The organism is Fibrobacter sp. UBA3629 (assembly GCF_002374005.1).
Taxonomy (GTDB): domain Bacteria; phylum Fibrobacterota; class Fibrobacteria; order Fibrobacterales; family Fibrobacteraceae; genus Fibrobacter.
Map to the genome: position 1 here is coordinate 109,220 of NZ_DFLC01000040.1, position 12,022 is coordinate 121,241.

Below are 12,022 nucleotides of genomic sequence, written 5' to 3' on the forward strand. Positions count from 1 at the left end.
TTAGACGAACCAAATATAGAATTAAAAGCCGATTACGGCACCCAGGTAGGCAGACATCGCCCACGAATCCACGGACCTGTTGAAGAAGCGCTGGAAACCCATTTCGAACGAGACCCACATCGTCGACAGCCGCTTCTTCGCCCACGACCAAACCTCCTGCATGTCGAACGCCACGCCCGGAGCTAGCGTCAGGAGCTGGGCCCCGCCAAAATTGTATTCGTAAAGGATGCTTCCCGTCGCTCCAAAATACGTAAGGAACGCGACTCCCGCCCCGGCTTCGACTCCAATAGAGAATCCATCCAACGAGAACATCTTTTCGCAGTCCTCTATTTCCTGTTTTTCGTTTTTCGTCCCCCCCGGTATCGGAAGCCACCATTCATCGTCTCGCTGGTGCCATTCTTCGCGGATATCCTCAAGGTCCGTATTTTCCAGTTCCACAATCGGGCCTACGAACCAATCCCAAAAGCCCTGCGGGAAATGGAACCGCGTATTGACCCGGTACCTCTGGTAGCGAAGCATCACGTCCGTATCAAGGTCTCCCCCGAAAAACCGCACGTCCCCCCCCGCACTAATCCAGTCGCTATAGAAGTATTCAAACTGGCCCTGCCAAACGCCGAGGCAATCGCATTCCTTGGTCGGATTGAAGATTCCTGCCGCAAGCCCCACCAAAAGTCCATAACCCGTATAGGCAGACTGACGCGGGAGCGGGACACTCTTCTTGGCAGTTCGTTCCGTAGAATCCGCGGCAGAGGGTTCTATAGCCGACGAGTCCTTCACCGCAGGTTCAGCGGCCAGGGACGCAAAGGCCAGAAGGAATGTCAAGACAAGGACTCGCATTACCCATAATCTATAAAAACCCAGTTGCCGATGCAACCGGGTCAAATGGGATTCTGGCAATCTTGTTTATCTTGATTAGTATGTGCCCAACAGGGAACGCACCTTCTCCATCATCGCCTTCGACTTCACGCGGGCCTTCTCCTTGCCGTACGCGAGAATCTTGTCTATTTCTTCGGTGTGGTTAAGCAGGTAGAAGTACTTTTCGCGGGCGGCGCCCAGGTGTTCTTCAAGAACGTTCTGCAGCTCCTGCTTCGCGTGTCCCCAGCCCATGCCGCCGGCGCGGTAGCGGGCGGCGAGCGCCTCGGTCTGTTCCGGAGTAGCGAAGAGTTTGTACAACTTAAACACGTTGCAGGTATCCGGATCCTTCGGTTCCTCGATGCCCTGGGAGTTCGTGACAATCTTGCCAATCTTCTTCTTGAGGGCCTTGCTCTCGAGGAAGATGTCAATGACGTTGTCGTAAGACTTGCTCATCTTGCGGCCGTCGAGACCCGGGATAATGCCGGTCGTTTCCTGGAACACGGGTTCCGGGATGGTGAACACGTCCTGCCCAAAATGCTTGTTGAACTTGATGGCAATATCGCGTGCGAATTCCACGTGCTGCTTCTGGTCCTTGCCCACGGGCACGATGTCTGCGCTGAACATCAAAATGTCGGCGTCCATGAGGCACGGGTAGCAATAGAGGCCCATGTTCACGTTTGCATCCGGATCTTCACCGGCGGCGTTGTTCGCCTCGACCTTCGCTTTGTAGGCGTGGGCGCGGTTCATGAATCCCTTCGGCGTAAAGCAGCTGAGCGCCCAGCTGAGCTCGAAGATTTCGGGAATGTCGCTCTGCTTGTAGAACAGGCCTTCTTCGGGGTTCAGGCCAAGCGCAAGCCAGGTCGCCGCAATCTTGTAGATGTTCGCGCGCATCTCGGCGCCGTTCTGCACGGTAGTGAGAGCGTGGTAGTCTGCAATGAAGTAGACCGTATCGTAGGTCTTCGAAAGTTCAAGAGCGGGGCGGATTGCACCGAGATAGTTACCCAGGTGAGGTGTGCCGGTGGGCTTGATGCCCGTAAGGGATATCTTTTTCATGGGCGCAAATATAGCAAGATTTACGGGGCGGTCTAAAACGGCAAGCGTTATTTATTTAAATTTAAAGAAAATGATGCAGAACGAAAAATACATCCTGGTCGACAGCGAAGAAGGCCTCGCGAACCTTATCGCGGACCTCGAACTCTACGATATGGCGGCCGTGGATACCGAGGCCGATTCCATGCACCATTATCTTGCAAGGCTCTGCCTCATCCAGATTACGATTGGCGAACACCACTATATCGTCGACCCGCTCTGTGCCGTCGACATTTCACCGATTTTTTCGACTCGGGCCATGCAAACGGTCATCTTCCACGGGGCCGACTACGACCTGCGGCTCCTGTGGCAGACCTACAAGTTTTCACCCAAAAGCATTTTCGATACCATGCTTGCGGCCAAGTTCCTGGGCGAAGAACACCTGGGGCTTGCAGACCTCGTCCGGAAATTTTTCGGTGACGAACTCAAAAAGGAAAACCAGCGCGCCGACTGGACCATTCGCCCACTCCCGCTCGAAATGTGCGAATACGCCATCCACGACACCTTCTACCTGCACGAACTGTGCGCCATCCTTTCCGAAAAGCTCATCGCCGCAGGGCGCTACGGCTGGCTCATGGAACAGGGACGCGTTCTCATCGAGCACGCGAAGAACCCGGGAGAAAAGACGAACGACCCCTGGCGCATTTCCGGTTCCAACATTTTTCCACCCTGCGAGCTCAACATTCTCAAGTTTCTTTGGGAATGGCGCGAAAAGCAGGCCGAAGCCATGGACCGCCCACCCTACAAGGTGATGCCCGCCGAACTCATGCTCGCCATAGTGCGCGCGGCCCAAGCGCATTTCCCGAACGTGAAGGTAGAACAGCTTCCAAAGCTTCCGCGAAACTTCAGGGACGAGCGTCTCGATTCCTTCAAGGAAATGCTGCAACAGGCCGTTTCCACCCCCGAAAGCGAATGGCCCGAACGCAAGCCCAAGGCTCCGCCTCCGCCAGTAATCCCCCACTCGGAACTCTTAGCCGCCCTCAAGATATGGCGCGACGAGGAAGCCGAAAGCCTACACCTCGACCCCTCGCTCCTGGCAAACAAAGGGCAGCTCATCTGGCTTGCCGCGCCCGGCAACATGGCCTGGGAAGAAAGGTATAGCGAAGCCCACCTCATGTCGTGGCAAAAGGACCTTTGGAACGGGATTCTCCGGAAGAAACTCCCGACAGCAAAACGCATAGGCGAGGATTAGGCCATGTCCCTTCTACCGGCAATCGCACTCGCCATCCTCGTGATGCTCGTATTCGGCAGTAGCCCCATCGTCGACCTCGTCCTCAAGAAACGGCGCGAAAAGAACGGCGACGACGTCATCAAGGAACCCTGGGTGCAGATTCACGAGATTCCGGGCTACAGGGACTCGCACCACATTGCCGCGTTCTACCCGCTCAAGGGAGAGCCCAACCTCTTGCCCATTATCGAGGAACTCGCACGCGAAGGCAGGCTCCTGCTCCCGCGCTGCGAAGGCGAGGGCATCATGAATTTCTACAAGGTCGCGAACCTGAAAAAGGATCTCGTTCCCGGGCACTTCGGCATCATGGAACCGCGGGAAGGTCTCGAAAAGTTCGAAGGCGAAATCCGCGTCTTCCTCGTACCGGGAGTAAAGTTCAACTGGGACGGCAGCCGCATCGGCCACGGCAAGGGCTACTACGACCGTTTCCTCGCAAAATACCCGGGCGCCTACAAGGCGGGAATCGCGACCCCGGCACAAATTTCCAAGGAACCGCTGGAACAAAAGGCGACCGACATCAAGATGGATACCGTCATCGCCTGCAAGCCAAGGTACTAGACAATACTCAATAGTTTTTCAACGGAGCAACAGAATGCAATTTGACAATGACGACAATCGTCGCGGTCCCAGCAGCGACCGCAAACCCGGTTTCGGACGCCGCTTTGACAACCGCAAGTTCGGCAACCGCGATTTTGAAAGCCGCAGTTTCAGCAGCCGCGATTTCAAAGGCAATGATTTCAGGAGCCGTGACTTCGACCGCAGGCCCCGTCCCGAAAACATCGTCACCGCCATGGGGGACGCCGAATCGCAGCCGCAGGTCGCCGTCGGCGGGATCAGGGAAGTCTCCGAGCTTCTCGCCAAGGAGCCCTTGCGCATTCACCGCATCCTCTTCATGCACCAGTCCGGGAACCCCAAGCTCTACGAACTCCAGAAGGCCGCAAAACGCGCTCACGTCCACGTGCAGCAGGTAGACTCGAAAATTCTCGACAGCTACGCAAGGCCGAACCAGGGCGTCGTCGCGCTCATGAACGAAAAGGAACTGCTGAACTGGATGGATGTCCGCGAGGAATTTTTCAATGCGGTAGACAAGGGCGAAAAGAAACTCATCGCCGTCGCGACCAACATCGAAGACCCGCGAAACCTCGGCGCCTGCATCCGTAGCTGCCTCGCCCTGGGAGTCGACCTTTTCATGATTCCGGCAAAAGGCATGTGCGGAATCACCCCGAGTGTCGCGAGGGCATCGGCGGGAGCACTCGACAAAATGCGCGTCTGCCGCCCCGACAACCTGGAAGGCGCCATCGAAGAACTGAAAATGGCCGGCTATCAGATTCTCGGTCTCGACGCCGACACCGAAACAAACCTCGCCGGGTTCGAATTCAAGGACCAGGCGGTCATCGCCGTAGGCGGTGAAGACGTCGGACTTCCGCCTTTCATCAAGAAGAAATGCGACGCCGTCCTCCGCATCCCGATGATGCCCGAAGCCCACTCCTACAACGCATCCGTAGCTCTCTCCCTCGGACTCTACGAATGTGCGAGACTCCGCATCAAGGCCTAAACAAATTTATCTTGGAATAAAAACGGAAGAGAGGTCCGTATGGAAAGCGCAAGAAAAGTCATCAACCAGTTCCTCAAGACAAAATACAGTCCCGCCGAACTGAAAAGCGAACTCTTCAAGGTTGGCGAAGCCGCCAAGGAAGAAGGCTGGACCTTCATGGACGCAAGCTTCCAGCTCGGAGGCAAGGCCCGTGACGACGGCATGGAACCCGACGAGGTTGAGCAGATCCTCCGCAGGGCATTCTCTACCGAAAAGCGCTCCACCGACCGTAGCGAGGAAAAGGCCGCCGCTGCGGCTGCTGCTCCCGCAGCACCGGGCGAAGCCCCGGCGACATCAGTCGCCCCGCAGCGCGCAACAATCATATCGCCAATGCCTGCCGGCATGATCTCGATGGAGCAGATGCTTGCGCTCGGCCTCGACACGCAGTCCATGGAACTGCTGCAGAACTTCAAGATCGACCCCGAGGCTCTTTCCATCCCCTGGCCCGCCGCCGACTGGCGCAAGGACCTCGCGAAGCTCCTCGAAGTCACCTTCGAAAACGACGAGACCATCGACTTCAAGATTTCCGACACGCCGACCGCCACTTCCGAACTCGTCTCGAACATCGTTGACCGCGACGACACTATCAAGAAAATCATGAAGAGCCTGGACAGCCAGGAAGGCGCGCTCATCTGCGTGAACGCGACCAAGGGCGGGGCCGACGCAAGCGACGAAAGCTGGCGCTACCGCTACGCCGTCGTCGACAACCCGAAGATGTCCCTTGCAAAGCAGCTCGCCTACTACAAGGCATTGAACCTCCCCTGCGCCGCCCTCGTGAACACGGGTGCGAACTCCGTACAGGCCTGGATCAAGATTGGCGCGAACGACCGCGAAGAATACGACGAGCGCATCGAGTTCCTTTTCAAGACGCTCGACTCCCAAGGCTTCAAGGTAGATTCCGCGAACAAGAGCCCCACCATGATGGCCCGCATGCCGGGCGTGCTGCGCGGTGGCAAGCAGCAGTATCTCATCGGTCTCGAACAGGGGGCGAAAAACTTCAAGGAATGGCAGGAATGGGTCGAGTACTCCCTCGACGGAAAACCTCTCATCGAACTTGCGAGCGACAGCGAAGAGGCGCCCAAGAAAGATGCGAGCATCATCGAGAACATGCTGCGCGCAGGCGAATTCTTCCTCTTCCAGGCACCGCCCAAGAGCGGGAAGTCGCTTGCCCTGATGGACATGGGGCTTTCAATTTGTTACGGAGAAGACTGGTTCGGAAGTTCCACTTCTTCGAACGACGTGCTCTTTATCAACTTCGAGCTCACCAAGTCCGTATTCCTGAACCGCCTCCACATGCTCGGCAACAAGCGCGGGCTCAGCGCCAACACGCCCAAGTTCGGCTTCCTCAACCTCCGCGGCGTAGCGCTTTCACCCATCGAGACGGCCCAGCTTATCGCGAAGCGCATTCAGGGAGCAAAGAAACTCGAGAACCACGACTACCGCGTCGTCGTCATCGACCCCATATCGGCAGTCCTCCACAATCCGAAATCCATGAGGCTGACCGGGTCTCCGCACCAGATTCTCATGCAGATGGTCGACACGATTATCGCCCTTACCGGATGTGCCGTGGTCACCGCCTGCAACAACGGAGAATACCCCTACCTGGAATCCCGCGCCGACAGCGTCATCTCGCTCACGCCGGTCGAAGGCGGCCTCAACCTGTTCCAGATTAACGGTTCGTTCCGCGAGTTCCCGAAGATGCTCGCACGCGAATGTTCCTGGATCTATCCGCGATTCCTCGTGTAGCATACAACAATTCCGAATAATTCGAAGATTCTAAAGTATCAAGAGCCCTAACCGATGTTCGAAAAAAACGAAAGAAAATTTTCCACAGGACGCGCCCCGAAAAAGCTTGTAGCAGGCAAGTTCCATACAGGTTCTTCCAAGCCGTCCCGTACAAAGGAACAGCCCGTAGCACAGGCAAGGCCTATCCGCCGTGCGCTGACACTCGACGAGAAGAAGCAACAGCTTACGGCTTGGGCCGAGAACGAAAAAATCCCCGGCAAGATTCAGGCCTGGTTCACCAAGGATGCGCAAAGCGACCATTCGGACTGGAGGATCCTGAACAAGCTTGTGGACGGGCACGAATCCATTTCTCTGGAGTCTCCCGCGAAGGACATGCCCGCACCCGAGTGTGTCCAGAAAATTCTGGAGCAGCTCCACAAGGAACACCTTCGCCCCTTCAAGAGAGCCCTCCGTCAAATCTGGTTCCGGGCGACCGGGGACGGCCGTTTCGCCATGCTGATCCAGGCCAACCTCCACGGCAGCACCACCGCCCACGCGAGCAAGACCTTCCTCGAGTTCGTCGAAAGATTCCATCCCGAAATCATCAGCTGCCACCAGCTCCGCTGCACACCGAATTACCTATTCGACCCGACCAAGCCTCTCAACATGCGCGTCGAGGCGAAGGCCGTCTTCGGAAGCGACTTCATGCCCCTTTCCAGCACGGGACTTTCAATGCACGTCCTCGACTGGGCCCCGAAAATCAAGGATACCTGGCTGGAATTCCCACAGAGAATCCGCGACGCCATCCACCCCGCCCCCGGGGACAAGTTCTTCGAGTTCTTCAGCGGTTCCAGTTTCGTTTCGGCAAGCCTCTCTAACGATTTCGAACGCATCGACGCCCTTGACTGTCGCGAAACAGCCATGCTTTCTACAAAGCACAACGCGCGCACCCTCCTCGAAGACAACCTGAGATTCCACAGGGCGCACCTGGAACCGGCTTTCCTAGAAAAATTCTTCTCCAAGGACGAGAACGAAGGCCGCTGGACGTTCTACCTGAATACCGGGAGCGACACGACCTTCAACGCCGAGCTCGCCCAGGCCATCGCCTCGTCCCGCCCCGAACGAATCCTCCTGCAGACATCCGACCTCGAAAACGCGGCGAAAGAAATCAAGCGGTTCCGTGACAAGGGCTACATGCTGCGCAAGACAATTCCCCTGGATCTCGAACCCGGGACCGCCGGATTCGAGCTCCTGATGCTGTTCGTCCCCGACCGGGCAGGCCTTTTGGGCGGTTTCGGGGCCAAAAAGGCCGGAAAACGCCCCGTCCAGCGCCCCGTCGAACGCGTTACGCCCCAAAATAGGGGCGATATTCCTCATTTTGTCCAAAAAAGTTCTCCCCGCAGGCAAAGAAAAGATTAAATTATTGTTAGTTAACTCGTTTTCATTCAAAGGGTTACAAGGTTCTATATGAATTTTTTCAAGTGTGCGACAATCTCCCTCGGCCTTTCGGCCCTGATCGCCTCCGCCTACGTTGTAAAGGAGGGCGACACCCTTTGGGACCTGAGCGACGAATACCTACACGACCCGTTCGCCTGGCCCGACCTCTGGGAAAACAACCGCCACATCCAGGACCCGCACTGGATCTACCCCGGTGACTCCATCTACCTGGGAGACAGCATCCGCGAAGAAGGCGTCATGCAGATTCCTTCCGACAAGAAGAAGTATCCCTGCAGCGCGGCACTTCCCGATTCCGCCCTCCCCAAGGGCAAGGGCTATTCTGTCGAGAGCGCCGGTTGCGACGAAAAGGACGAACGCACCGGCGAATTCGAGAACATGCTCGGGAACCTCCGCGACAAGGACAAGAAGCAGAAAAAGAAAAAGCAGGAAGCCGACACCTATTTCTACAAGCAGCGTTCGGCTCCCAAGATTTTCAACGGCTACTACCAGATACTCGCCCCCGAAGTCTACACCATCGACTCCCTGAGGAACGACAGCAGCTTCTTCTCCATCCGCTCCGGCGAAAAGAAGGAACCCATCCTCCACATTCCCGAGATGGAAGTCGTTGTCGGCATCGGCAAGAAGAACATGCCGGGCCTCAAGAAGGGTGACCTCGTCGAAATTCTCGAAGCAAAGCCCATCGAAGTAGCAAGCAAGCAGTCGCACAGCTTCGACAAGTTCGCACTGCTCCGGCTTTCGGGCATCGCAAAGATTACCGCCATCGGCGACACTCTTTCGCGCGCCATGATCATGCAGAGCTTCCGCGAGATCAAGATCAACATTTCCAAGGCCCGCCTCAAGAAGCCGCTCAACACCATCAACGTCAGCGGCTACTCCGACGAAAAGCAGGTCACCATCGATTCCATGGCCCAGATCCGCTATGCGATGGACCCGATGCTCATCATCGGCAGCTACTCCTACGTGCTCATCGACAAGGGCATCGAACAGGGCTACAACACCGGCGATGCCGTGGCCATCTGGGAAGAAGACAACTCCGACGACTCCATTCCGCCGCGTCTGCTCGGACGCGGGCTCATCGCCAGGGCTGCACCGAACGAAGCCGCCGTCCTCATCCGCGAGGTCTATTCCAACAATCGTCGCATCGAGATGGGGCACAGGGTTTCCATCACCCATAGGGCAAACATAGTCAAGTGACAAAGGCGCTATTCATCACGGCCGCTCTGGCCCTCACCCTGATGATGCTGCTCATGGCGAGCAGCGTGCTCGTCCTGCTGTGTCCGGGCATCTCCGCCAGCCTCCCCCTGTAGGAAGGGGGAACGGCGATGCACTTTTCCAAAGGCAACCTGGTCCTCATCCTCCTGTTCGTGGGCGGAATCATCCTGCCTACGGCAATACTTACGTTCCTCGGGTTCAGGAACATCCAGAACGAGATGTTCCTTGCGCAAAAGAACTTCGACGAGAACCAGGCCGCACTCCAGAAGGAAATAGAAGACGCCGTCGAGAAAGAACAAGAAAAGATATATCAGGAAACAAAGGCCGCCTCCATCTTCCTCTACGAGCAACCGCGAAGCCTGCTCGAATTCGGTAACGCGGCATCCTTCAAGGATGTGCAAGGCATCGAGGCCATCTTCCTCTACAACAACGGGAAGCTCGTCTATCCCGACATCTCGTCGAAGCACTTCTACAAGACTCACGATTTTTCTTCCATAGTCGCAAGCATAAACGAGCAGCGGCTCTTCGAAGCCGAACAGGACACCACCAGCCGGGAAGTTCTCCTCCATAGGCTCATCAAGGCGAATTCACCTTTCGCCACCAAGAACGAGCAGGTACTGAACATCCTCGGAATCGTGCGCCTCTGCTACAAGGAAAAGAACTACGATGAAGCGCTCAAGTGGCTAAGGGTACTCGAAAACAATCCGCACCTGCAGGGCTACCTGCACGCGGACCTCACCCGCTCGGTGAACCTGCTGCACTTCGAAATCCTCGTCAAGCAAAAGAAACACGCCGAGGCCGAGGAATACAGCCTCTCCGTACTGAATCAGTTCTTACAGAGCGAAAGCATCGAGGACATTCCTTCTGCCAAATTCTTCTTCGAGACCGCATTCTCGCAAATTCTTTCCTTTGAAGACCTTCCGCAAGAAAAACGCGAGGCGTTCTGGAACCTCCGGTCAAACTTCAACCGGCAGCTGGGGTACATGGAAATTCTTTCCAAGTACAGGAACCTCTTCCAGGAACTTCTGGACAACGAGTATGCTTCCAGCGAAGGCATTCTCTACCGCAACGATTCCGAAATCACCTTATTTAAAATGAACTACCCCTTCCTGTCCGGGAACCAGGTCGTCATCGCCAAAATCGACCGAGACGCCTTCAGGGCGAGACTTATAGACAAAGTAAAGAACATTTCCCAGCGCTGGAAAAACGTTCCCTTCTCCATCATCGACGAAAACGATTCCCTACTCGCAGGCGCTATTCCGGACAGTTCTAACATACTCTCGCAATCCCGCATTTCCGAAGCTTTCCCATGGGAATTCTCGCTCTACGAGAAGGACGTCTCGGAAATACGCAAGGAATCACGCCAGAGGATGTTCCTCATGTACGGGCTCCTCCTGTTCTCGCTCATTACCGTCATCTTCGGCTCGTTCTTCATGCTGCGTTTTATTATCCAAGAACACAAGCTCCTTGCCATGAAGACGAACTTCCTCTCCAGCGTCTCGCACGAACTCAAGACCCCGCTCACTTCCATCAAGATGTTTGCAGAAATGATGGCGCGAGGGCGCGTCGTGAAAGTCGAAAAGGTCCAGGAATATTCCGGGCTCATCGGCAAGGAAGCCTCCAGACTCGAGAACCTAATCGGAGCCATTCTCAACTACACGCGCATGGAACATGGCACGGGAGCGTTCAAGTGGGAGCGGCTCGACTTTTCCGTGTGCGCGAAAAAGGTATTCGATGCCGTCGAAGACATCGGGGTCGAAAAGGGGCTCGAATTCCACACAAAGTTCGAGCCGGGCGCCTACGTCATGGGCGACTACACGGCACTCTACAGCCTAGCCCAGAACCTCATCGAAAACGCAATCAAGTACACGAACGCACCCGGCGAGGTGACCATCAGCGTTTACAACGAAGAGGACCGCACCGTATTCTCGGTTGCCGATACGGGTGTCGGCATTGCCTCCTCGGAACAAAAAAACATCTTCAACGACTTCTACCGCGTGGGAGACGAAATGACCCGCAGCACCAAGGGTTCCGGACTCGGGCTTGCCATCGTGAAGAGAGTCGTCAAAACACACAAAGCGACCATCTCGCTTTCGAGCAAACCCGGCAAGGGTTCTACATTTACCGTTAGATTCAAGAGGGTTGACTGATATGCAGCACAAAATACTCATCGTCGAAGACGAAGAAATCATCCGCCTCGGGCTCCAGGACAACTTTGAACTGGAAAACTACATTGTCGAGACCGCGGCCGACGGCGAAGAAGCCATCGCGAAGGCAGATTCCTTCCTCCCGCACCTGGTCATCCTCGACCTCATGATTCCGAAGAAAAGCGGCTTCGAAGTCTGCCGAGTCATCCGCAAGAAGCATCCGGAATGCTTCATCATCATGCTCACGGCAAAGACCGAAGAAACAAGCAAGGTCGCCGGTCTCGAAATGGGAGCCGACGACTACGTCACCAAGCCGTTCTCCATCCTCGAACTGCTCGCCCGCGTAAAGGCGTTCCTCCGCCGCACCGAGACGGTCGCCCAGCCCGAACCCGCGCCGCAGACAAGCGATGCCATCGATTTCGCAGACATCCACCTCGACTTCAAGAAATACGAGGCAACCAAGGCGGGAATCCCGCTCGAAATGTCGGCACGCGAATTCCAGATTCTAAAATACTTCTGGCAGCACCGTGGAGAAGTCGTACTCCGCGAAGACCTGCTCACCGATATCTGGGGATACACTCCCGACAACATGCCCTCGACGCGCACCATCGACAACCACATCGTGAACCTGCGCAAGAAACTCGAGGACGACCAGACCAATCCCAAGATCATCGTTTCCATCCGCGGAGCCGGCTACAAGTTCGACGCCTAACA

At 56.0% G+C, this 12,022-nt stretch carries 10 protein-coding genes; 8 read left to right on the plus strand and 2 right to left on the minus strand.

Going from position 1 to position 12,022, the window contains the following annotated elements; genetic code table 11:
- Positions 1 to 21: 21 nt before the first annotated feature.
- Complete coding sequence (locus tag B2310_RS12275) at positions 22 to 837, minus strand: hypothetical protein (protein ID WP_290732057.1); 816 nt, start codon at positions 835 to 837, stop codon at positions 22 to 24.
- Positions 838 to 912: 75 nt separating this feature from the next.
- Positions 913 to 1,908: a tryptophan--tRNA ligase gene (locus tag B2310_RS12280; protein WP_290732060.1), complete on the minus strand. Its 996-nt coding sequence runs from the start codon at positions 1,906 to 1,908 to the stop codon at positions 913 to 915.
- A 70-nt stretch (positions 1,909 to 1,978) separates the two neighbouring features.
- On the opposite strand from B2310_RS12280, the gene B2310_RS12285 reads away from it, so the two are divergent.
- The 8 genes from B2310_RS12285 to B2310_RS12320 all read left to right on the plus strand — a co-directional run bounded on the left by B2310_RS12285 (position 1,979) and on the right by B2310_RS12320 (position 12,020).
- Positions 1,979 to 3,136 carry a ribonuclease D gene (locus tag B2310_RS12285; protein WP_290732063.1) on the plus strand — a complete coding sequence of 386 codons (1,158 nt, stop codon included), beginning with the start codon at positions 1,979 to 1,981 and terminating at the stop codon, positions 3,134 to 3,136.
- A 3-nt stretch (positions 3,137 to 3,139) separates the two neighbouring features.
- The gene (locus B2310_RS12290) at positions 3,140 to 3,730 is read left to right on the plus strand and encodes a 5-formyltetrahydrofolate cyclo-ligase (protein ID WP_173364836.1); all 591 of its coding nucleotides are present in this window, start codon (positions 3,140 to 3,142) and stop codon (positions 3,728 to 3,730) included.
- Between the two features lie 34 nt (positions 3,731 to 3,764).
- Positions 3,765 to 4,727 carry a TrmH family RNA methyltransferase gene (locus tag B2310_RS12295; RefSeq protein WP_290732066.1) on the plus strand — a complete coding sequence of 321 codons (963 nt, stop codon included), beginning with the start codon at positions 3,765 to 3,767 and terminating at the stop codon, positions 4,725 to 4,727.
- 39 nt (positions 4,728 to 4,766) lie between these two features.
- The gene (locus B2310_RS12300; RefSeq protein ID WP_173382598.1) at positions 4,767 to 6,512 is read left to right on the plus strand and encodes an AAA family ATPase; all 1,746 of its coding nucleotides are present in this window, start codon (positions 4,767 to 4,769) and stop codon (positions 6,510 to 6,512) included.
- Between the two features lie 54 nt (positions 6,513 to 6,566).
- Positions 6,567 to 7,910 carry a hypothetical protein gene (locus B2310_RS12305; RefSeq protein ID WP_290732069.1) on the plus strand — a complete coding sequence of 448 codons (1,344 nt, stop codon included), beginning with the start codon at positions 6,567 to 6,569 and terminating at the stop codon, positions 7,908 to 7,910.
- Between the two features lie 48 nt (positions 7,911 to 7,958).
- Positions 7,959 to 9,143 (plus strand): LysM peptidoglycan-binding domain-containing protein, encoded by a 1,185-nt coding sequence (locus B2310_RS12310; protein WP_173364832.1) that lies wholly within the window; start codon positions 7,959 to 7,961, stop codon positions 9,141 to 9,143.
- A gap of 128 nt (positions 9,144 to 9,271) precedes the next feature.
- Entirely contained in the window at positions 9,272 to 11,311 is a 2,040-nt protein-coding gene (locus B2310_RS12315) for a sensor histidine kinase (protein WP_173382596.1), read from the plus strand.
- Position 11,312: 1 nt separating this feature from the next.
- Positions 11,313 to 12,020 (plus strand): response regulator transcription factor, encoded by a 708-nt coding sequence (locus B2310_RS12320; protein ID WP_173364830.1) that lies wholly within the window; start codon positions 11,313 to 11,315, stop codon positions 12,018 to 12,020.
- The last annotated feature ends 2 nt before the right edge of the window (positions 12,021 to 12,022 follow it).

What these genes read in the sequence shown, in the direction of transcription:
- B2310_RS12275 (WP_290732057.1), bottom strand. Translation starts at nt 837, where the DNA reads ATGCGAGTCCTTGTCTTGACATTCCTTCTGGCCTTTGCGTCCCTGGCC.
- B2310_RS12280 (WP_290732060.1), bottom strand. Translation starts at nt 1,908, where the DNA reads ATGAAAAAGATATCCCTTACGGGCATCAAGCCCACCGGCACACCTCAC.
- B2310_RS12285 (WP_290732063.1), top strand. Translation starts at nt 1,979, where the DNA reads ATGATGCAGAACGAAAAATACATCCTGGTCGACAGCGAAGAAGGCCTC.
- B2310_RS12290 (WP_173364836.1), top strand. Translation starts at nt 3,140, where the DNA reads ATGTCCCTTCTACCGGCAATCGCACTCGCCATCCTCGTGATGCTCGTA.
- B2310_RS12295 (WP_290732066.1), top strand. Translation starts at nt 3,765, where the DNA reads ATGCAATTTGACAATGACGACAATCGTCGCGGTCCCAGCAGCGACCGC.
- B2310_RS12300 (WP_173382598.1), top strand. Translation starts at nt 4,767, where the DNA reads ATGGAAAGCGCAAGAAAAGTCATCAACCAGTTCCTCAAGACAAAATAC.
- B2310_RS12305 (WP_290732069.1), top strand. Translation starts at nt 6,567, where the DNA reads ATGTTCGAAAAAAACGAAAGAAAATTTTCCACAGGACGCGCCCCGAAA.
- B2310_RS12310 (WP_173364832.1), top strand. Translation starts at nt 7,959, where the DNA reads ATGAATTTTTTCAAGTGTGCGACAATCTCCCTCGGCCTTTCGGCCCTG.
- B2310_RS12315 (WP_173382596.1), top strand. Translation starts at nt 9,272, where the DNA reads ATGCACTTTTCCAAAGGCAACCTGGTCCTCATCCTCCTGTTCGTGGGC.
- B2310_RS12320 (WP_173364830.1), top strand. Translation starts at nt 11,313, where the DNA reads ATGCAGCACAAAATACTCATCGTCGAAGACGAAGAAATCATCCGCCTC.